Raw genomic sequence first — 17,892 nt, 5'->3', positions numbered from 1 at the left:
GTTGGCACGATCCTTGCATTATAAATGGATGTACAAAACAAAGAAAGGAGCAATGGATATGATTTCAGTTATTATCAGTGGCCATGGAGATTTTCCCATAGCATTAAAAGAATCTTCAGGGATGATATTCGGTGAAGAAAATAATCTGATCGCAGTGCCGTTTTTTAAAGGAGAAGGCATTCAAACGCTGCAAGAAAAATATCATCAGGCGCTCAAAGACATTCCGGAAGAAAATGAAGTGCTATTTTTAGTTGATATTTTTGGAGGGACCCCATATAACGCGGCAGCTTCCTTCATTGCTGAGGATCAAAGAATGGATATGGCAGCCGGCGTAAACCTGCCGATTCTGCTGGAGGTATTAAGCCTGAGAGAACATGTGACTCTCAAAGATTTGCTGAACAACTTAAAAACAATGAGTCAGCAAAGCTTTCAAGTGTGCAGTGAACATTTAGAAAAAGTGAAAACAGCCAATCAAGAAACAAGAGAGGATGAATTGTGATGAACATTGTGTTAGCAAGAATTGATGACCGCTTTATTCACGGCCAAATCCTGACAAGGTGGATTAAAGTCCATGCGGCAGACCGAATCATCGTTGTCTCCGATGATGTTGCACAGGACGAAATGAGAAAAACGCTGATCCTTTCTGTTGCGCCTTCAAATGTAAAGGCGAGTGCCGTTTCGGTTTCAAAAATGGCAAAAGCGTTTCATAGTCCGCGCTATGAAGGGGTAACGGCAATGCTCTTGTTTGAAAATCCATCCGATATTGTATCGCTTATAGAAGCAGGCGTGCCGATCAAAACCGTAAACGTCGGGGGAATGCGTTTTGAAAATCATCGCAGGCAAATTACAAAATCAGTCAGTGTCACAGAACAAGACATAAAGGCGTTTGAAACATTAAGTGACCTGGGTGTGAAACTGGAATTGAGGCAGCTGCCTTCAGATGCCAGCGAGGACTTTGTACAGATTTTACGGAACGTAACAAAATAATCAAGGGGATGAGAATATGTCTTCATTACAAATTATTTTGTTGTTAATCATTGCAGCAATCACCGGCATCGCAAGTGTATTGGATGAAGGGCAGACACACCGGCCGCTTGTGGCCTGCACGCTAGTCGGTTTGGTGCTTGGGGATTTAAAAACAGGCATTATTCTCGGAGGCACACTAGAGCTGATGGCGCTGGGCTGGATGAACGTCGGCCTTGCCATGGCGCCTGATACAGCGATCGCCTCTGTCATCTCAACCATTTTAGTCATTACCGCTGATCAGGGAATTGGCGAAGGCATTGCTGTCGCTGTTGCTTTGGCAGCTGCGGGTCAGGCGCTGACTATTTTTGTGCGGACGATCACTGTCTTTTTCATTCATCGCGCTGATCGATATGCAAAAGAAGGGAATATAAAAGGAATTGAAATTATGCATATTACCGCGATGGTGTTTCAAGCGCTGCGCGTCATGATTCCTACATTGATTGTAGCTTTGATTAGTGTCAGCGCTGTTCAGGCGTTCCTTGGAAATATTCCAGATGTCATTACAAAAGGGCTGCAAATAGGCGGAGGCATTATCGTTGTAGTCGGATATGCCATGGTGATCAATATGATGAATATCCCTTACTTAAAGCCATTTTTCTATATTGGATTTTTATTAGCGGCGTTTACCGATTTCAACTTAGTAGGATTTGGAGCACTTGGTCTCTGTCTGGCGCTTTTATACCAGCAGGTGATGCAAAGACATAACGCGCACGGAGCGGTGGCCGCCGCTTCAGACAGTGGGAATGTTGCTGTTTATGATGACGATGATGACGATCTTGATGCCTAAACAATGAGGGGTGATGAAAAGATGGAGAAAGAAAAACGATTAACGAAAAAAGAAATTTTCAGCATGTTTATTCGTTCAAATTTTTTGCTCGGCTCCTTTAACTTCGAACGTGTGCAGGCCATGGGATATTGCTATGTCATGATACCGGCGATCAAAAAATTGTACGGTCCCGGAGCGAAAAGAAATGAAGCATTGCAGCGGCATTTGGAATGGTTTAATACACATCCGTGGCTGACAGCGCCTATATTTGGCGTGACGGCAGCCATGGAAGAAGAAATGGCGAACAATAAAGGAATTGATGGAAAAGCAATAAGCGGAATGAAAATCGGTTTGATGGGCCCGATAGCGGGTGTAGGCGACCCGATCTTCTGGGGAACGATTCGTCCGGTCTTAGCAGCGTTAGGGGCATCACTTGCTTTAGGAGGAAACATTGCCGGCCCTTTGCTATTCTTCTTCTTGCTGAATGCCATAAGGTTAAGCACAAAATATTATGGATTAAAGTATGGCTATGTAAAGGGAATGGAGATTCTTCAGGATTTAGCGGGGAATCGCATTCAAAAGCTTACAGAAGGTGCTTCGATTCTCGGATTATTTGTAATGGGAGCTCTCGTTTCCAAATGGACCACCATCAACATTCCAATCGTTGTGTCCAGGATTAAGGATGAAAGCGGAAAAGTGGATGTTCAAACCGTACAAAATATATTAGACAGCATCATGCCGGGTGCGCTGCCTCTCGGATTAACGTTATTGGTGGCGTGGATGCTGCGCAAAGGGGTGAATCCTCTTCTCATTATATGCGGCATCTTTATCATCGGGATTCTTGGGTATTGGGCTGGATTCTTAGCATAAGCTGTGTGACGTAAGAAAGAAGAGGGAAACTGCAGGCGTCTTTTCATATATGAATCATTCAGATAGCAGCGAAACAGAGAAAGAGTGCCAGAAACGGATCAACTTGCGCAGCAGTCTCTCTTGAAATTGTTCAAACATGAAGAGAGGAGCGAAGAAACAAATGAAAAAAAGACTTATTCAAGTCGTCATCATGTTCACCCTGCTGTTCACTTTGGCATTTCCAGCTGAGGCAGCCGATTCAAGCTACTATGATGAGGATTATCGTCCTCAATATCATTTCACGCCGGAGGCAAACTGGATGAATGATCCAAACGGAATGGTCTATTATGCTGGAGAATATCATTTGTTCTATCAATACCATCCATACGGTATGCAGTGGGGCCCCATGCATTGGGGGCATGCCGTGAGCAAAGATTTGGTTACGTGGAAGCACCTTCCTGTTGCGCTGTATCCGGATGAAAAAGGCACGATCTTTTCCGGAAGCGCAGTTGTAGATAGGAATAACACAAGCGGTTTTCAGACAGGCGAAGAGAAGCCGCTTGTGGCCATTTATACACAGGATCGGGAAGGCCATCAAGTGCAAAGCATTGCTTATAGCAATGACAAAGGAAGAACATGGACGAAATACGCAGGCAACCCTGTCATTCCGAACCCGGGAAAAAAAGATTTTCGCGATCCAAAAGTCTTTTGGTATGAAAAAGAAAATAAGTGGGTGATGCTGCTTGCGGCCGGTGACCGAATCCTTATTTATACATCCAAAAATCTGAAGCAGTGGACTTATGCAAGTGAGTTTGGCCAGGGACAAGGAAGCCATGGGGGAGTATGGGAATGCCCAGATTTGTTTGAGCTTCCGGTAGACGGAAACCCGAATCAAAAAAAATGGGTGATGCAGGTCAGTGTAGGAAACGGAGCAGTCTCGGGAGGATCAGGCATGCAGTATTTCGTAGGGGACTTTGATGGAACACATTTTAAAAACGAAAATCCGTCAGACAAAGTTCTCTGGACAGATTACGGCAAAGACTTTTATGCGGCTGTATCCTGGTCCGATATTCCGTCCTCAGACGGCCGGCGGCTTTGGTTAGGCTGGATGAGCAATTGGCAATATGCGAATGATGTTCCTACATCCCCATGGAGAAGTGCAGCGTCCATTCCAAGAGAGTTAAAATTGAAAACGCTTACCGGGGGAGTTAGGGTCGTCCAAACACCAGTAAAAGAGCTGCAAACCATTCGCGGGACCTCTAAGAAGTGGAAGAATCAGACCATATCGCCCGCAAGCCAAAATGTGTTAGCAGGCCTGTCTGGAGATGCGTATGAATTACATGCAGAATTTCAAGTATCTCCAGGTTCAGCTCCTGAATTTGGTTTTAAGGTTCGAACAGGCGAAAATCAATTCACGAAAGTCGGCTATGACCGAAAGAACACCAAACTGTTCGTTGACCGGAGCGAATCGGGAAACGTCACCTTTAATCCAACATTTAACACTGGGATACAAACAGCTCCGCTAAAGCCGGTAAATGGAAACATAAAGATGCGCATTTTTGTCGACCGCTCTTCAGTTGAGGTATTTGGGAATGACGGACAGCAGGTCATAACCGATATCATTCTCCCGGATAGATCAAGCAAAGGTCTTGAATTATATGCTGAAAATGGAGGTGTAAAGCTAAAATCTTTAACGATATATCCTTTAAAAAAGGTGTGGGGAACGTCGCCTTTTATCTCTAATTTGACTGGCTGGACGACTGTAAATGGCACGTGGGCCGACACAATTGAGGGGAAACAAGGGAGGTCGGACGGCGATTCCTTTATCTTGTCTTCAGCATCCGGATCAGACTTCACCTATGAATCTGATATCACCATTAAGGATGGAAACGGAAGAGGGGCAGGAGCGCTTATGTTCCGCTCTGACAAAGATGCCAAAAACGGTTATCTTGCCAACGTGGATGCGAAGCATGACCTGGTGAAATTCTTTAAATTTGAGAACGGTGTTGCTTCTGTCATTGCCGAATACAAAACGCCGATAGACGTAAATAAAAAGTATCATCTGAAAACTGAAGCACAAGGCGGTCACTTTAAAATCTATTTAGATGATCGTCTTGTGATCGATGCAAATGATTCCACATTCTCAGAAGGTCAATTTGGCTTGAATGTGTGGGATGCGACTGCTGTCTTTCAGAATGTAAACAAGGGGTCCTAAAATAGGGGGATTTTCATGTGACATATCAAGTTCAATTCCCTGACTTGCAACATTTTCTCTTGAAAAAAGGCACAGACCCAAACGGTCTGTGCCTTCTCATTATTTCAACAAATTCAATGATTCGCGGTTAAATGCTTCCAAATCATCAGGTGTTCTGCTTGTGACAATGTTGTGGCTGACGACTACTTCTGCATCTTTGTAGTTTGCGCCGGCATTGATTAAATCTTTGCGGATGCTGCGGTAGCCTGTGATATCTTTGCCTTTCAGAAGATCCGTATCAATCAATACTTGCGGGCCGTGGCAAATAGCGAAAACAGGTTTTTCATTTTCGACAAAGGCTTTAGCAAATTCACCCGGACGGTCATCTGCACGAAGCAAATCCGGAGAGAATCCCCCAGGAATTAAAAGTGCATCAAATTCACTAGCATCCACATCAGAGATTGCTTTGTCGATCTTTACTTTCTCGCCATGCTTCCCGGTAACTTCTTTTTCTGCTTCTAAATCGATAGCTACGACACTGTAGCCAGCTTCCTCGTATGCTTTTACCGGACTTGTATATTCGATATCTTCGAATTGGTCTGTAACGAGAACTGCAATTTTTTTGCTCATATAAAAACCCTCCTATAACCTCTCTATGCCTATAGGATAACAGATAGATTGACCGGCCTTCAAAACATTTGCTTAAGGAGATCTTTTTCTGTGAGGTCCATTAAATAAAAACGGGTCAGCCCATGGAAGGACTAACCCATTTTTTAGACTTATAATGTGGAAATATCAATCACAAACCGATACCTGACATCGCTTCGGAGGATACGTTCGTATGCTTCGTCCACTTGGTCAGCGCGGATCACTTCGATTTTAGGTGCGATGCCATGCTCAGCGGCGAAATCCAGCATCTCTTGAGTTTCTGAAATTCCGCCGACAAGAGAACCTGCTAGGCTGCGGCGGCCCATGATTAAGGAAAACACACTGTATGTGTCCTGCTCGGCAGGTGCACCGACATTTACAAGTGTTCCGTCTATACGAAGCATTGATAAATAGGCATCTACATCAAGATTCGCGGATACTGTATTTAAGATTACGTCAAACCGCCCGGCTAATGCAGTGAATGTAGCTGGGTCACTTGTTGCAAAGTAATGATCTGTCCCAAGTTCCAGAGCTTCCTCTTTCTTATTCATGGAACGGCTCAGGACGGTTACCTCTGCACCCATTGCATGTGCAAATTGAATTGCCAAATGTCCAAGACCGCCCACGCCTACGATGGCAACCTTTTTACCAGGCCCAACATTCCAGTGTTTCAGCGGGGAATAAGTTGTGATGCCTGCACACAATAGCGGACTGGCAACATCCATTTCCAAACTGTCTGGAATTCTAACAACAAATCTGTCAGTGACTACGATTTTTTGGCTGTACCCGCCATACGTCGGATTTCCATCGTAGTCTAGTGAGTTGTAAGTTTGAACAACACCCTTTGTGCAGAACTGTTCCTCACCGCTGAGACAGTATTCGCATTCTCCGCAGGAGTCAACAAAACAGCCGACACCGACGCGGTCCCCGACAGCAAACTTCGTCACTTCTGTCCCAACAGCTGCGACAACCCCGGCAATTTCATGCCCGGGCACCATTGGGAAGATGCCACCGCCCCATTCATCAAATGCACTATGGATGTCGGAATGGCAAATACCGCTGAATTGAATATCGATTAAAACGTCATGCGGCCGTAATTCTCTTCGCTCAATCGTTGTTTGTTCAAATTTAGCTTTTGCATGTGATACGCGTAATACACGGGTTTGATGTTGATTACACATATGAACCTATCCTTTCTTCAACATAAGTGATGTAAATAAAAAACATGCACTAATTTATGTTTTATGGTGTCTTCAACATAACGATAAATCTTAAAGTCCGCTTTAAGGCAAGGGGTTTTTTGAAAAAACTTCATCTCAATTGCTGAACGCAAAACGAGAACAATTTTATAAGGTATGATACAGCTCATCATGAACAGGCTCTAACCAATCCGTTTCCCCCGGCGTAATGGCTAAGTGCACAAACCATCTGTCTTTCGTCGCACCGTGCCAATGTTTTACACGGGGCGGAATATTGATGACATCTCCAGTTTTGAGTAATTGAGCTGATTTTCCTTCTTCTTGATACCAGCCTTCACCGCCTGTCACTAACAAAACTTGCCCAACTTTATGAGAATGCCAGTGATTGCGGGCTCCCGGAGCAAAAGTGACATTCCCGATTGAGGCATTGAGGGGCGTCTCATCGGTAAATATCATTTGTAAATATGCATCCCCGATAAAGTTCGCTTCAATTTTTTCACCTAACGGAAAGATTGTGCTGTTGCTTAATTGATCAAATGTCATCAGTTGACCTTCTTTCTTTTCATTTTTAAAGATTTCTTTTGCGATATGAAATGCTGACCAAGCTTTGGGCCATCCGGCATAGAACGAGAGGTGAGTGATGATTTCTGCAATTTCCTCTTTTGTTAATCCGTTTTCCTTCGCTTTTTGAAGGTGCGGAGTTAATTGTTCGATGTTTCCTCCAGCAATTAACGCAGAAACTGTAATCATGCTGCGATCGCGCGGAGACAATTCTTCCTCTCTTGCCCAAATGGCACCGAACAGGACATCATCGTTAAGTTCAGCAAACTTTGGCGCAAATTCTCCTAGTATATCTCGTCCAGCAGTTTGTTTTTTTGCCATACAATAATCCCTCCGTCTAAACTGTTTTTATTGCATGGAGAAGTATAGAGCTTAAAGTGTGCTTTAAGGCAAGTTCTGGTTTTTGAAAAAAGTTCAGCAGCTAAAACTTGTTTGATGCTTGACTTAAAGTTAACTTTAAGTGTTACCTTCAAAACATACAGGACAGTGAGGTGAAGAGTATGAATATTGCGCAGGTAGCCAAGCAGTTTGGCCTGACAGCGGCGACACTCAGATATTACGAACGTGTCGGATTGATCCCGCCGGTAAAACGAAAAGAAAGCGGCATTCGCGATTATGATGAAGAAGATATCAAATGGATTGAATTCATTAAATGCATGCGAAATGCGGGCCTATCAATAGAAGCGTTAATTGAATATACAACGTTATTTACTGAAGGAGATCGTACGGTAAAAGCCCGCAAAAATATCCTGGCTGATGAAAGACAGCGGCTGATAGAGAAGCGAAAAGAAATTGATGAAACAATTAAAAGATTAGATACAAAAATTGAAGATTATGATGGGAAATTGCGTGAAAATGAGGCTCGGCTCAAAAGCAGGCCAAAAACGGAAAGTCTTCAGGATAAGTGACCCAAGATAGCATTCTTTGCGTCCGAGGGGGCAGGATAAAAATAAAAATTTACCCCGCAAGAAATCATACCAAAAGAGGTGGTTACGATTCCTTATTCCATTGGAGAATTTGCAAACATCATCGGTGTGACAACAAGTACCCTCAGGTATTATGAAAAGGAAGGGCTCCTGACTCCTCATCGAAATGAGAATAATATACGGGAATTTACGGATCATGATATCGGCTGGGTGCGGTTTTTGCTCCATTTGAAAGATTCAGGAATGTCGATGACAGAGCTAAAACAATATACAACATGGCGAGCAATGGGTGATGAAACGATTCATGATAGGATGCATTTACTTGAAAAGCGTAAGCACTTTGTAGAATTAGAAATTCAAGCTTTACAGCAAAACCTGCATGTATTAAACCGTAAGATTGAATTCTACAAGGACCAGATAAAGGGGGATCAATATGAGTTTGTCCTTTATCCAAATGAAGAGGGAAAGCCATAAAAACAAATGGTTTAAGGCTGAAGGTGATTTTTAAAAATAAAAAATCTCTTCAGCCTTTATTGTTTAGGAATGAGGAGGAAAGCAGCTTTTATATTTGACGTTAAGTCGAAAACTTACTTTAGCTATCAAAAAAACAGTTAGTATGGTCTTTAAAAAATATAAATCCCCGTTGCTCATTTAGTCAGATCTTCCCCTCAGCCGTTTAATATCTTCTTTAGGCGGAAAACCAAACATGCGGGAGTATTCACGGCTGAATTGTGATGGGCTTTCATAGCCGACCCGGAATGCAGCATCTGCGGCATCTGTTGACTTCGTTAATAACAGGCGTCTGGCTTCCTGCAGTCTCAGCTGTTTTTGGAACTGAATCGGGCTCATAGCTGTCACAGTTTTAAAGTGCCTGTGCAGGGAGGAAACACTCATATTCGCTATATCTGCAAGCTCCTCAGTTCGAAGGGGCCGGTCAAATTCCCTCATGATGTGTTCGATGACATCTTTGATTCGATAGGTATAGCTCTCCTCAATCGCAATTTGCTCCAGAGTTCGTCCGTGCGGCCCTTGCAGAACCCTATAGAGAATTTCCTTTGTAAATATAGGGGCAAGTACCGGGATGTCTTTCGGGGTGTCCAGCAAAAAGGCTAACCTGAGAACTGCATCCAGCAAAGCTGGCTCTATTTTACTGACAAACATTGCCCTCTCCGTGTGTTTTTTTGGCCCTGCTTGAAAGTCAGAATCACTTAAAACCTCTAAGACTTGGCTCGGAGTAAATTCTAGCTTAAGAGCCAAATAAGGCTCATCACATGAGGCTTTTATCACTTGCCCGGCAACCGGCAAGTTAACAGATGCAACAAGGTAATCAGCAGGGCTGTACCTCATGCGCTCCTTTGCAAGTAATACTTCTTTTTCACCTTGAACAATCACACAAAATGATGGCTTGTAAACGCTATAAACCGGTTCGGAAGCATGAGATTCACTGATGAAAAATAAAGACGGAACAGCAGTCTTGTGAACACCGTCCCGGCATGAATAACGTTCAATGAGTTCGGCAAGCTCTTCCTGTTGTTGGGCTATTCGTACAGACATACGTCATTCTCCTTCACTTGATATTTTTCATTATAATGCTTGTTTGCAAGTGGTGTCATTGGCTGTGAGAGGATTAGGCAATCATTTGATACAAATGGGATAACGGCTGCTTTTGCATTCATTGCATAATGAGAAGCAGATAAAAGGAAAGAGGGGACTCAAGAAATGGATTATGTAAAACTTGGACATTCGGGTTTAGATGTCTCCAGGCTTTGTCTGGGGTGTATGAGCTTTGGTGCAGCAGAAAAGTGGGTTCATCAATGGGTACTCGATGAAGAAAAGAGCCGCCCCATCATCAAAAAAGCACTTGAGCTTGGCATCAATTTTTTTGATACGGCGAATGTGTATTCAATGGGAGCAAGTGAAGAAATACTTGGCAGAGCGTTAAAGGATTATGCCAATCGAGATGAAATCGTGCTTGCGACGAAGGTCCATCAGCGAATGCATGAGGGCCCAAATGGTGCCGGCCTCTCACGGAAGGCGATCATGAGTGAAATTGATAAAAGTCTTAAGAGACTGGGAACAGACTATGTAGACCTTTACATCATCCACCGCTGGGATTACCATACACCCATTGAAGAAACGATGGAAGCATTGCATGATGTGGTGAAGGCCGGGAAGACAAGGTATATTGGCGCTTCTGCGATGTATGCGTGGCAGTTCCAGAAGGCGTTACATGTTGCAGAGAAGAATGGATGGACCAAATTTGTGTCGATGCAGAATCACTTAAACCTGATATACCGAGAAGAGGAGAGGGAAATGCTGCCGCTTTGCAAAGAAGAAAAAATGGGAGTGACTCCGTACAGCCCGCTCGCATCTGGAAGATTGACACGTGAATGGTCTGAAACAACGCATCGCTCCGAAACCGATCAAATCCAGAAATCCAAATACGATGCGACTGCTGATGCTGACTGGCTGGTCGTGGAGCGGCTTGCGGCAATCGCAGAAAAACACGGAGTTTCCCGAACCCATATCGCGCTTGCTTGGCTGCTGCAGAAGGAACCAGTAACAGCTCCTATTATTGGTGCTACGAAAATGTCCCACCTCGAAGATGCTGTCAGAGCTCTATCTGTTAAGTTAACATCTGAAGAAATCGCGCTTTTAGAAGAACCATATGTACCCCATCCGATAGTCGGCCACCATTAAAATGCCGTTACTATGGGGATAAGGAGCATGGGAGCATGATTGAAAAACAGTATACAATTATTGCAAGTACAGGGTTTGCCCGTGCAGCAACCTTGCTGGTTCGTGCAGCCTGCAAGTTTCATTCTCACGTATTTCTTCTACATCAGAAGAAATGCGTTAATCTGAAAAAACCGCCAAAGTCCCTTATTGATGTGATGTCATTAGGCATTACACCTGGAACTCACATTCAAATCAGAGCTGAAGGGATTGACGAGGAACAGGCCTTGCAAACGATAGAAGACCAGCTGGGAAGAAGCGGGTTCACGAAGAGTTAAAAAAACGGTTCCCAAAAGAAGAAGAAGCCGAAAAAACTAAAGGAACTGTTACAAAAACTGATGAAAATGATGCCTTATTATTGCCAGTCTCATTACGATTCAACTTTTACCATACAGAAGCTGAGGCACAGTTATGGTCAATCAAGACTGTTCCTCAGCAAATCAATCATTGTCCGTTAAAGGGTTGGCAATTGAATCGCCGTATCAATATTTTGTAAATTCAGCTTGACTTGTTCGTCTGTATTCCAAGGGTGGTACCAGCCCTTTTCCATCATATAGCTTGAGATTTGTTCGTGCATATCGAGGGCTTCCTCTAAATGACGGATAAGGATCTCTTTCACTTCAGGCGTTCCCGCTTCCGTTGCGGCCATCGCATAATTTCTGACTCCGTTTTTTGCTGCAATCAATAAGTCCATGGCGATGATTTGGTCTGTTAGAACATTCATGCCGGTCAGATATTCAATGATAGGATTCATTATTCACTCATCTCCTCATTCATGCTTTGCATTAGATAAAATAGAGGCAAATTCCTGCAGCTGCCGTGTGGTGATGTCAACGTCTTGCTGCATGATTGCTTTAAGCTTCGGATCAGACACCAGCGCCTTCATTGTTTTGGATTTCGTTAAACAAAGTGTCTTAAATGCAGTCATTTCTTGGACTTCTAGCACTTCGTGTAAGGCGTATTCCATTCCCGTCACCTCCGTTTTCTTAAGGTTTTAACACAACTTTTATACAATCATCCATTTTGGTATCAAAAATGTCATAGCCGTGCTTGGCTTCACTGAGCGGCAGGACATGACTTACAACGTCTCCCGGATCAATTTTACCTGTCGACACTAATTCAAACATGTATGGCATATAGTGGATCACTGGGGCTTGTCCAGAGCGTATATTGACGTTTCGCTGCATAATATCACCTAATGGAAAACCGTTATATCTGCCGCCATACACACCTGTAATTTGTATCGTTCCTCCTTTTCGAACGGCCTGGGAAGCAATGACCAATGCACTCATCGTTCCGCCATGAAGCTTTAATCCGCTGGCAAGGAACTCGAGGTCGCTCATTTTCCCATCCATCCCAACAGCGTCAATGACAACGTCCGCTCCGCCTTTGGTGATTTCCTTCAAGTAACTCCCTGTATTCTTATGGTCTTCAAAATTAACGATTTCTACTTTGTTTGTTCGTTTCGCATGCAGTAAGCGATAGTTTACATAGTCAACTGCTATGACGCGTTTTGCGCCCTTTAGCCAACAAAACTTTTGAGCAAACAGGCCGACTGGTCCGCAGCCGAGAACGATAACTGTATCGCCGTCTTTTACCCCGGCATTGTCAACACTCCAAAAGCCGGTGGTCATGGCATCCGCAATTACGCTTAATTTTTCATCGGGTTCCTCGCAGGTTTCAGGAATTTTAAAATGGGTAAAATTCGCAAACGGCACTCTTAAATATTCTGCCTGCCCGCCTGGATAACCGCCGGTATGCCCTGAATAGCCGAAATAGGCGCCCATTTCTCCATTGTCATTAGATTGATCACATTGGCTTTCCAGTTGGTTTTTACAAAAAAAGCATTCACCGCAGGCGATAGTAAAAGGAATAATGACGCGGTCACCTTTTTTCACCTGTGTAACCCCTGGTCCAACTTCTTCCACGATTCCCATCGGTTCATGGCCGATAACATAGTCTTCTTGCAGATTAGGAATCAATCCATGGATTAAATGTAAATCTGATCCGCAAATGGCTGTACTTGTGACTTTTATAATCATGTCATCGGACTTTTCAATCTTTGGATCTGGCACATCTTTGACAACAACATTTTTAATGCCTTGATACGTTACTGCCTTCATGCTGTAAAACCTCCAGTGTTAGTGTTCATCAGGTGTCCGGTCAAACATCCCTTTTCGATTTGTGTCCTCAGGAAAGAGGTTCATGTTGCCGACCATGATCGTGTTTTTTGCAGAGAGCTGATCCAACTTATACTGTTCGCTTAGTTCATATGGATGGAACCATTTTTTGCTTATCATCAGTTCCGTAATTTCTTGGTGCATCGCGATTCCTTGCATCAGCTGCTTCCGCAACAAAGCTCTTACATCTGGTGATGCGGTTTCAGTCAAGGCAACAGCAGTATTCCTCACGCCTTCTTTTGCTCGAATAAGAAAATCCATCGCAAATGTGGTATCTGCAAGTTCAGGCACATTTAGCGAATTAATTGGGTCTAAGTGATCATGATTCAAAGGGGCTTACCTTCCTTTCAATTGATGATTGGCGTTGGACGGCTTTGAGGGACGGGGGCTTGAAATGGCGCACGCTCATAAACCGCTTGTAAATCAGTAAGGTCTTGAATGGATTGCTGCACATCTTTTTGCATCAAGTCCTTAAGGTCTTGGTCAAACACAAGTCCCTGCATTAATTTCGATTTCGCTACACAAAGTGTTTTAAAGTTAACGATTTCATGTAAGTCTACAGCCTCGTGAGCAGCTAATGTTTGATGATCCATCTTTAATTACCCTCCTTTAATCAACGTTACATTTCCCGAAAATAAGATGAAGCATACAGAAAGAACTTTTCTCCGATAAAAATGGCATATTCGGAATGGTCACAAGTCGCTTTATTCTCATCAAACACACAAAGCGCTTTTACGCAGTGACGTTTATCCTCGTTTCTAATTAAACAGCTTCTGTTGTACATTTAATGAAATGATCACAAAAAAGTGATTTACTGCCTTGTCTCATTAAAAATGGATAGGTCATATTTGCAAATTTTGAAAATGCACGATGTCACGAGTTTTTTGTCGAAAACATAGGAATAATTCCACTTTTGAAAGATCTAGTTTATGGTACATTGATAAATATATGGCAGAGAGAGGGGGCGCGGTTTTTCCTTAACTGGATGTAAGAAAGTCAAACGCACGACATTTAAGGGGGAGGATATAAGGTGAAGACATTAAAAACGCTAAGTACACTAACGGTGATGATTGCATCATTGCTCATTTTTTCTAGCCATGCACTTGCCGCTCAGTATTATACGGTCTCAACAAGCAGCGGTGCGCCTGTAAATATGCGCAGCGGCCCAGGTACAAGTTGGGGGATCGTAACGACTATTCCGAGCGGAACCCGCATCCCGATCTATTGCTACAAAACCGGTACAACTGTAACTGGAAAGTATGGAACGAGTAATATTTGGAATTACACAGAGCGGACGCTTGCCAGCGGGGAGATCGTTCCTGGATTTGTCTCTGATACATATATGTATACAGGCTCAGACGGTCCGGTTGTTCCTAAATGCAGCTGGTAGCATATGTTCTATCATTCTTAAAATGAAGGAATTGAAGAAAGAGGGATGACATTGACTAAACTGAAAATGCTGAGTATGTTAACCGTTATGATTGCATCATTATTCATTTTTTCCAGTCAAGCACTTGCCGTTCAGTACTTTACTGTTTCAACAAGCAGCGGTGCGCCTGTAAATATGCGCAGCGGTCCAGGTACAAACTATCCTATTATGCTTTCCATTCCTAGCGGCTCGCGTGTTCCTTACTATTGTTACGCTTATGGAACGACTGTTACTGGGAAGTATGGAACGAGTAATATTTGGGACCAAATCCAGTGGAAAGATTCCCGGGGGATCGTGAATATTGGATATGTTTCTGACACATATGTGTACACAGGTTCAGACGGCCCTGTCGGTTACAAATGCAATTAACTTCGGATCAAAAGTAATATTGAGATAGGCCCTCTCTTAGGTGGCCTACTTAAAGAAACCATACCAAGTATTATCGGTATGGTTTTTTATGTTTATATTTTTGGATTTGCCAGAACAGCTGAGACGTTTAATAAGCAGATCAAGGAGAGGCTTGAGCATAAAAAACATGTTATCGGTACTCTGAAAACTTGAACTAACTTGTATATACAAGTTAGAATATAGCAGTATGAATAGTGAAAAGGCTAAGGAGATTACATCATGAAAACTGAAAAGCAAAAAATGTTAGATGGCGAACTTTACAACGCAGACGACCCTGAATTAAGAATTGAAAGAATGAATGCTAGAAGATTAACTAGAATTTTTAATGATTCACTTGAAACGGATAGCAAGAAAAGAACCCGTTTATTAAAAGAATTGTTTGGTTCTACTGGGGAACATGTTTACGTAGAGCCGACATTTCGTTGTGATTATGGCTACAACATACACGTTGGAGAAAATTTCTTTGCTAATTTTGATTGTGTGTTTCTTGACGTTCATGAGATTCGAATAGGGGATAACTGTTTTATTGCACCAGGAGTTCATATTTATACTGCGACTCACCCGCTCCATGCACATACAAGAATATCGGGAGCGGAATACGGAATTCCAGTCATAATCGGTCATAATGTCTGGATTGGCGGGAGAGCTGTTATTAACCCAGGGGTAAAAATCGGCAATAATGTTGTAATCGCTTCGGGTGCAGTTGTCACAAAGGATGTACCAGATAACGTCGTGGCGGGTGGAAATCCTGCGAAGATACTGAAGCGGATTGTAGAATAGCTGATAGGGTATATCCTCAAAAAACTCATCATGTTTTTTTAATGACAAAAAAACGTATAGAAGGTAAAACATAAATACGAAGAAATTATGATTTAACTGGCAAGCAGATTAGATTCTCTCATTTACTTCATTACGTTTTTCTTTTAAACTATCAATACCTTCATTTTTTGACAGAGGTGAATAAACATGTTCTGGGCTCCATTATTTGAAAATGATGTACCAGTAGCACTTCTCCGCCCTTAGTGGAGTAAGGTGACTACTTCTCTCCGTTAGGGGCATTTATTGACCTAAATGAAAAACGGAGGGTGCAAAAATGAAAAACACTTTGTTAGGTTCTATATATTTGGCTTTAGCCGCCAGCATTTGGGGTGGTATGTATGTTGTCGTAAAGGTTGTCGTATCGGTTATACCCCCATTAGAGCTGGTATGGATGCGATATGCAGTAGCAATTCTCGCATTGCTCATTATCGGTTTGGTAAAAAGGCTATCCTGGCGAATTCACAGACGTGACCTTTTGTTAATCATAGCCATTGGGATCATTGGGAATACAATTTCAATCGTTACACAGGAAGTTGGCACTAATCTATCATCTGCACAAATGGGAGCCATTATTACTTCTTCCACACCTGCATTTATGGTGATCTTTGCTAGGCTTTTGCTAAAAGAACGGTTGAATGTAAAAAAGGGAATATCTGTGGCTTTGGCGACTATCGGCGTTTTAATGATTTTAGGGAACGGTCACATTGACATGACGAATCAAATGGGCGGAATTTCGCTGCTAATTGCTGCTTTAACATGGGCGCTGATGTCTGTTCTTTTAAAACGTGTTCCAAATCATTATTCTCCCATTGTGGTGACAACTTACTCAATCTTGGTTGCCATGATTATTTTGACTCCTTTTGTATGGATGAACGTAAATGAAGTTCATTTCTCGCAGCTGGCTCATCCGACAATATGGGGCGGGCTATTATACTTGGGGATTGTTTCAACAGCTTGTGCATTTATACTTTGGAATCGCGGATTACAAATGCTGAATGCATCAAGTGGAGGTTTATTTTTCTTTTTTCAGCCTCTCGTTGGAACATTGCTCGGATGGCTTTTGTTAGGAGAACGTATAGGCGGAACCTTCTGGGCAGGTTCAACTTTGATTCTAGTTGGTGTGCTATTAGTTATCCGGGAAAAAAAGTAGATGAATAAAAAAGAAACCTGCGGATTCACAAAGTCCAAAGGTTTCTTTTTTATTTTAAGATCATATAACAAAAATAGCTAAAGAGTAAAAAACGCTCCTGTGAAATTCTCCGATAATCTGAGTTAGTTGTACATGGTCCTATGTTTATTTTCTAACATATCGTGTAACCTCTCAGCGAATTCTTTATGATGAATTGTGTTATAACCTGCATGGTTTCCGGGAAATTCAACAATTTCTGTTTCCAAATGTTCCGCTAAGGCGTTTGCGCAACGATAAGGAAAAAAATCCCGTGAAGCACTTCCGCCAGCTGGGAGTACCTTCATCGGAGCAGATGTAAACACCATCTTTAATGCTTCGATATCTAATGTATAGTTGAGAATTCCCTGAATTTCATATTCAGTGAAATACGTTGAATTACCGAGAAGCCGCTCTGCCAGCACATCCTTTGATTGTTCGTTTGTTTCTAAACTTGACAATAATGTAATGACCTCATTTCGGTGATTTTTCTTAAGGTCTTCCATGAATTGCTTGGCTTGTTTCAGCTCATTTCCATTTAAAAACTGCAATAAGACTGGTTCGTGAGGGATCATGACACTTACCTGTTCGGGATGGCGTATGCACAGATCAAGCCCGATAACAGCGCCGGAGCTGCTTCCAAATACGTATGCCGGCTTGTTGGTGAGTTTGGCTAGAAGACGGTGGGCGTCATCACTGTGTGTTTCCACACGGTAATCCTCAGTCTGATTGGCGAGATTGCTGCGGGAATGGCCTCGGCGATCGTAAGTAACGACCGTGTACCAGTTAGCCAGATGGTCTGCAACATGATGGAACTTGTCGGCATCACCGCCTCCGCCATGAATCAAAAGAATGATTGGACCTGTGCCACGCAACTTATAGTGGATGTTCGCTCCAGGTACTTGCAATGTTCCATTGTTTACTATATTCATTTGTAAATCCTTCCTTTCTTCTCATCTCCCTTAACTCTACACAATTGGCCAATG

At 42.9% G+C, this 17,892-nt stretch carries 24 protein-coding genes and 1 pseudogene; 14 read left to right on the top strand and 11 right to left on the bottom strand.

All coding sequences use genetic code 11. The features are described 5' to 3' along the window. The first annotated feature begins 58 nt into the window (after nucleotides 1-58). The 6 genes from levD (at nucleotide 59) to sacC (ending at nucleotide 4,856) form a co-directional block, all read left to right on the top strand. Nucleotides 59-499 (top strand): PTS fructose transporter subunit IIA, encoded by a 441-nt coding sequence (levD, locus tag BSI_RS14995; protein WP_003237317.1) that lies wholly within the window; start codon nucleotides 59-61, stop codon nucleotides 497-499. After that, on the top strand, nucleotides 499-987 hold the full coding sequence (gene levE, locus BSI_RS15000) for a PTS fructose transporter subunit IIB (RefSeq protein WP_003237315.1): 489 nt from the start codon (nucleotides 499-501) through the stop codon (nucleotides 985-987). Before levD ends, levE begins: the two co-directional genes overlap by 1 nt. A gap of 16 nt (nucleotides 988-1,003) precedes the next feature. Then, the gene (gene levF, locus BSI_RS15005; RefSeq protein WP_003237312.1) at nucleotides 1,004-1,813 is read left to right on the top strand and encodes a PTS fructose transporter subunit IIC; all 810 of its coding nucleotides are present in this window, start codon (nucleotides 1,004-1,006) and stop codon (nucleotides 1,811-1,813) included. Between the two features lie 21 nt (nucleotides 1,814-1,834). After that, complete coding sequence (gene levG / locus BSI_RS15010; protein ID WP_003237310.1) at nucleotides 1,835-2,662, top strand: PTS fructose transporter subunit IID; 828 nt, start codon at nucleotides 1,835-1,837, stop codon at nucleotides 2,660-2,662. An 84-nt stretch (nucleotides 2,663-2,746) separates the two neighbouring features. Further along, entirely contained in the window at nucleotides 2,747-2,890 is a 144-nt protein-coding gene (locus tag BSI_RS22675; protein WP_119914074.1) for a hypothetical protein, read from the top strand. Next, on the top strand, nucleotides 2,823-4,856 hold the full coding sequence (gene sacC / locus BSI_RS15015) for a levanase SacC (protein ID WP_003237308.1): 2,034 nt from the start codon (nucleotides 2,823-2,825) through the stop codon (nucleotides 4,854-4,856). The genes BSI_RS22675 and sacC overlap by 68 nt, the downstream gene beginning before the upstream one ends. 99 nt (nucleotides 4,857-4,955) lie before the next feature. Here the strand turns inward: sacC and yraA are convergent, their stop codons facing one another. The 4 genes and pseudogenes from yraA to BSI_RS22980 form a co-directional block, all read right to left on the bottom strand. Continuing rightward, the gene (gene yraA, locus BSI_RS15020) at nucleotides 4,956-5,465 is read right to left on the bottom strand and encodes a cysteine protease YraA (RefSeq protein WP_003237304.1); all 510 of its coding nucleotides are present in this window, start codon (nucleotides 5,463-5,465) and stop codon (nucleotides 4,956-4,958) included. A gap of 149 nt (nucleotides 5,466-5,614) precedes the next feature. After that, on the bottom strand, nucleotides 5,615-6,664 hold the full coding sequence (locus tag BSI_RS15025; RefSeq protein ID WP_003237302.1) for an NAD(P)-dependent alcohol dehydrogenase: 1,050 nt from the start codon (nucleotides 6,662-6,664) through the stop codon (nucleotides 5,615-5,617). A gap of 165 nt (nucleotides 6,665-6,829) precedes the next feature. Then, a complete protein-coding gene (locus BSI_RS22985) occupies nucleotides 6,830-7,225 on the bottom strand; it encodes a cupin domain-containing protein (protein WP_225514261.1) in 396 nt (131 codons plus the stop codon). Between the two features lie 45 nt (nucleotides 7,226-7,270). Next, nucleotides 7,271-7,564: pseudogene (locus BSI_RS22980) on the bottom strand (carboxymuconolactone decarboxylase family protein); the annotation flags it as partial. Between the two features lie 179 nt (nucleotides 7,565-7,743). Between BSI_RS22980 and adhR the strand changes: the two are divergent. Next, a complete protein-coding gene (gene adhR, locus BSI_RS15035) occupies nucleotides 7,744-8,151 on the top strand; it encodes an aldehyde stress transcriptional regulator AdhR (RefSeq protein ID WP_003237298.1) in 408 nt (135 codons plus the stop codon). A 78-nt stretch (nucleotides 8,152-8,229) separates the two neighbouring features. Then, entirely contained in the window at nucleotides 8,230-8,643 is a 414-nt protein-coding gene (locus BSI_RS15040; protein WP_003237296.1) for a MerR family transcriptional regulator, read from the top strand. 177 nt (nucleotides 8,644-8,820) lie between these two features. On the opposite strand, the gene BSI_RS15045 is transcribed toward BSI_RS15040, so the two are convergent. Continuing rightward, complete coding sequence (locus tag BSI_RS15045; protein WP_003237293.1) at nucleotides 8,821-9,723, bottom strand: AraC family transcriptional regulator; 903 nt, start codon at nucleotides 9,721-9,723, stop codon at nucleotides 8,821-8,823. 165 nt (nucleotides 9,724-9,888) lie between these two features. Here BSI_RS15045 and BSI_RS15050 point away from each other — a divergent pair, with 165 nt between their 5' ends. Both BSI_RS15050 and BSI_RS15055 read left to right on the top strand, forming a co-directional pair. Further along, nucleotides 9,889-10,869 (top strand): aldo/keto reductase, encoded by a 981-nt coding sequence (locus BSI_RS15050; protein WP_003237289.1) that lies wholly within the window; start codon nucleotides 9,889-9,891, stop codon nucleotides 10,867-10,869. Between the two features lie 35 nt (nucleotides 10,870-10,904). Next, a complete protein-coding gene (locus BSI_RS15055; protein WP_003237287.1) occupies nucleotides 10,905-11,183 on the top strand; it encodes an HPr family phosphocarrier protein in 279 nt (92 codons plus the stop codon). Between the two features lie 176 nt (nucleotides 11,184-11,359). Here the strand turns inward: BSI_RS15055 and BSI_RS15060 are convergent, their stop codons facing one another. From BSI_RS15060 to BSI_RS15080, 5 genes are read right to left on the bottom strand one after another with little or no spacing between them, the layout of a single operon-like run. Continuing rightward, nucleotides 11,360-11,659 carry a spore coat protein gene (locus BSI_RS15060; protein ID WP_003237286.1) on the bottom strand — a complete coding sequence of 100 codons (300 nt, stop codon included), beginning with the start codon at nucleotides 11,657-11,659 and terminating at the stop codon, nucleotides 11,360-11,362. A gap of 15 nt (nucleotides 11,660-11,674) precedes the next feature. Next, complete coding sequence (locus BSI_RS15065) at nucleotides 11,675-11,872, bottom strand: hypothetical protein (protein WP_003237284.1); 198 nt, start codon at nucleotides 11,870-11,872, stop codon at nucleotides 11,675-11,677. Nucleotides 11,873-11,891: 19 nt separating this feature from the next. Further along, nucleotides 11,892-13,028 (bottom strand): zinc-dependent alcohol dehydrogenase, encoded by a 1,137-nt coding sequence (locus BSI_RS15070; protein WP_003237281.1) that lies wholly within the window; start codon nucleotides 13,026-13,028, stop codon nucleotides 11,892-11,894. A gap of 18 nt (nucleotides 13,029-13,046) precedes the next feature. Continuing rightward, nucleotides 13,047-13,415, bottom strand: coding sequence for a spore coat protein (locus tag BSI_RS15075; RefSeq protein WP_003237279.1), 369 nt, complete (start codon nucleotides 13,413-13,415; stop codon nucleotides 13,047-13,049). Nucleotides 13,416-13,432: 17 nt separating this feature from the next. After that, a complete protein-coding gene (locus BSI_RS15080; protein WP_003237277.1) occupies nucleotides 13,433-13,678 on the bottom strand; it encodes a hypothetical protein in 246 nt (81 codons plus the stop codon). Between the two features lie 437 nt (nucleotides 13,679-14,115). On the opposite strand from BSI_RS15080, the gene BSI_RS15085 reads away from it, so the two are divergent. From BSI_RS15085 to BSI_RS15090, 4 genes are all read left to right on the top strand, one after another. Then, a complete protein-coding gene (locus BSI_RS15085; protein WP_003237274.1) occupies nucleotides 14,116-14,475 on the top strand; it encodes an SH3 domain-containing protein in 360 nt (119 codons plus the stop codon). Nucleotides 14,476-14,526: 51 nt separating this feature from the next. Then, entirely contained in the window at nucleotides 14,527-14,883 is a 357-nt protein-coding gene (locus BSI_RS0120880; RefSeq protein ID WP_014664754.1) for an SH3 domain-containing protein, read from the top strand. 258 nt (nucleotides 14,884-15,141) lie between these two features. Next, complete coding sequence (locus tag BSI_RS0120875; protein WP_032731897.1) at nucleotides 15,142-15,702, top strand: sugar O-acetyltransferase; 561 nt, start codon at nucleotides 15,142-15,144, stop codon at nucleotides 15,700-15,702. 313 nt (nucleotides 15,703-16,015) lie between these two features. Beyond that, nucleotides 16,016-16,891 (top strand): DMT family transporter, encoded by an 876-nt coding sequence (locus tag BSI_RS15090; protein WP_003237271.1) that lies wholly within the window; start codon nucleotides 16,016-16,018, stop codon nucleotides 16,889-16,891. Nucleotides 16,892-17,013: 122 nt separating this feature from the next. Here the strand turns inward: BSI_RS15090 and BSI_RS15095 are convergent, their stop codons facing one another. Further along, nucleotides 17,014-17,838, bottom strand: a complete 825-nt coding sequence (locus tag BSI_RS15095; RefSeq protein WP_003237269.1) for an alpha/beta fold hydrolase — start codon at nucleotides 17,836-17,838, stop codon at nucleotides 17,014-17,016. Nucleotides 17,839-17,892 lie beyond the last annotated feature (54 nt).

Origin of the sequence: Bacillus inaquosorum KCTC 13429 (assembly GCF_000332645.1) — a bacterium.
Lineage (GTDB): Bacteria > Bacillota > Bacilli > Bacillales > Bacillaceae > Bacillus > Bacillus inaquosorum.
Note: the sequence above shows the minus strand (reverse complement) of the source record. Positions and strands in the feature narration are given on the sequence as shown.

Coding starts and splice junctions, on each gene's coding strand:
- BSI_RS15080 (WP_003237277.1), bottom strand. CDS start 13,678: ATGGATCATCAAACATTAGCTGCTCACGAGGCTGTAGACTTACATGAA.
- BSI_RS15045 (WP_003237293.1), bottom strand. CDS start 9,723: ATGTCTGTACGAATAGCCCAACAACAGGAAGAGCTTGCCGAACTCATT.
- levD (WP_003237317.1), top strand. CDS start 59: ATGATTTCAGTTATTATCAGTGGCCATGGAGATTTTCCCATAGCATTA.
- BSI_RS15095 (WP_003237269.1), bottom strand. CDS start 17,838: ATGAATATAGTAAACAATGGAACATTGCAAGTACCTGGAGCGAACATC.
- yraA (WP_003237304.1), bottom strand. CDS start 5,465: ATGAGCAAAAAAATTGCAGTTCTCGTTACAGACCAATTCGAAGATATC.
- levG (WP_003237310.1), top strand. CDS start 1,835: ATGGAGAAAGAAAAACGATTAACGAAAAAAGAAATTTTCAGCATGTTT.
- BSI_RS22985 (WP_225514261.1), bottom strand. CDS start 7,225: ATGACATTTGATCAATTAAGCAACAGCACAATCTTTCCGTTAGGTGAA.
- BSI_RS15060 (WP_003237286.1), bottom strand. CDS start 11,659: ATGAATCCTATCATTGAATATCTGACCGGCATGAATGTTCTAACAGAC.
- adhR (WP_003237298.1), top strand. CDS start 7,744: ATGAATATTGCGCAGGTAGCCAAGCAGTTTGGCCTGACAGCGGCGACA.
- levF (WP_003237312.1), top strand. CDS start 1,004: ATGTCTTCATTACAAATTATTTTGTTGTTAATCATTGCAGCAATCACC.
- BSI_RS15065 (WP_003237284.1), bottom strand. CDS start 11,872: ATGGAATACGCCTTACACGAAGTGCTAGAAGTCCAAGAAATGACTGCA.
- BSI_RS15050 (WP_003237289.1), top strand. CDS start 9,889: ATGGATTATGTAAAACTTGGACATTCGGGTTTAGATGTCTCCAGGCTT.
- BSI_RS15070 (WP_003237281.1), bottom strand. CDS start 13,028: ATGAAGGCAGTAACGTATCAAGGCATTAAAAATGTTGTTGTCAAAGAT.
- BSI_RS15090 (WP_003237271.1), top strand. CDS start 16,016: ATGAAAAACACTTTGTTAGGTTCTATATATTTGGCTTTAGCCGCCAGC.
- sacC (WP_003237308.1), top strand. CDS start 2,823: ATGAAAAAAAGACTTATTCAAGTCGTCATCATGTTCACCCTGCTGTTC.
- BSI_RS0120875 (WP_032731897.1), top strand. CDS start 15,142: ATGAAAACTGAAAAGCAAAAAATGTTAGATGGCGAACTTTACAACGCA.
- BSI_RS15025 (WP_003237302.1), bottom strand. CDS start 6,664: ATGTGTAATCAACATCAAACCCGTGTATTACGCGTATCACATGCAAAA.
- levE (WP_003237315.1), top strand. CDS start 499: ATGAACATTGTGTTAGCAAGAATTGATGACCGCTTTATTCACGGCCAA.
- BSI_RS15055 (WP_003237287.1), top strand. CDS start 10,905: ATGATTGAAAAACAGTATACAATTATTGCAAGTACAGGGTTTGCCCGT.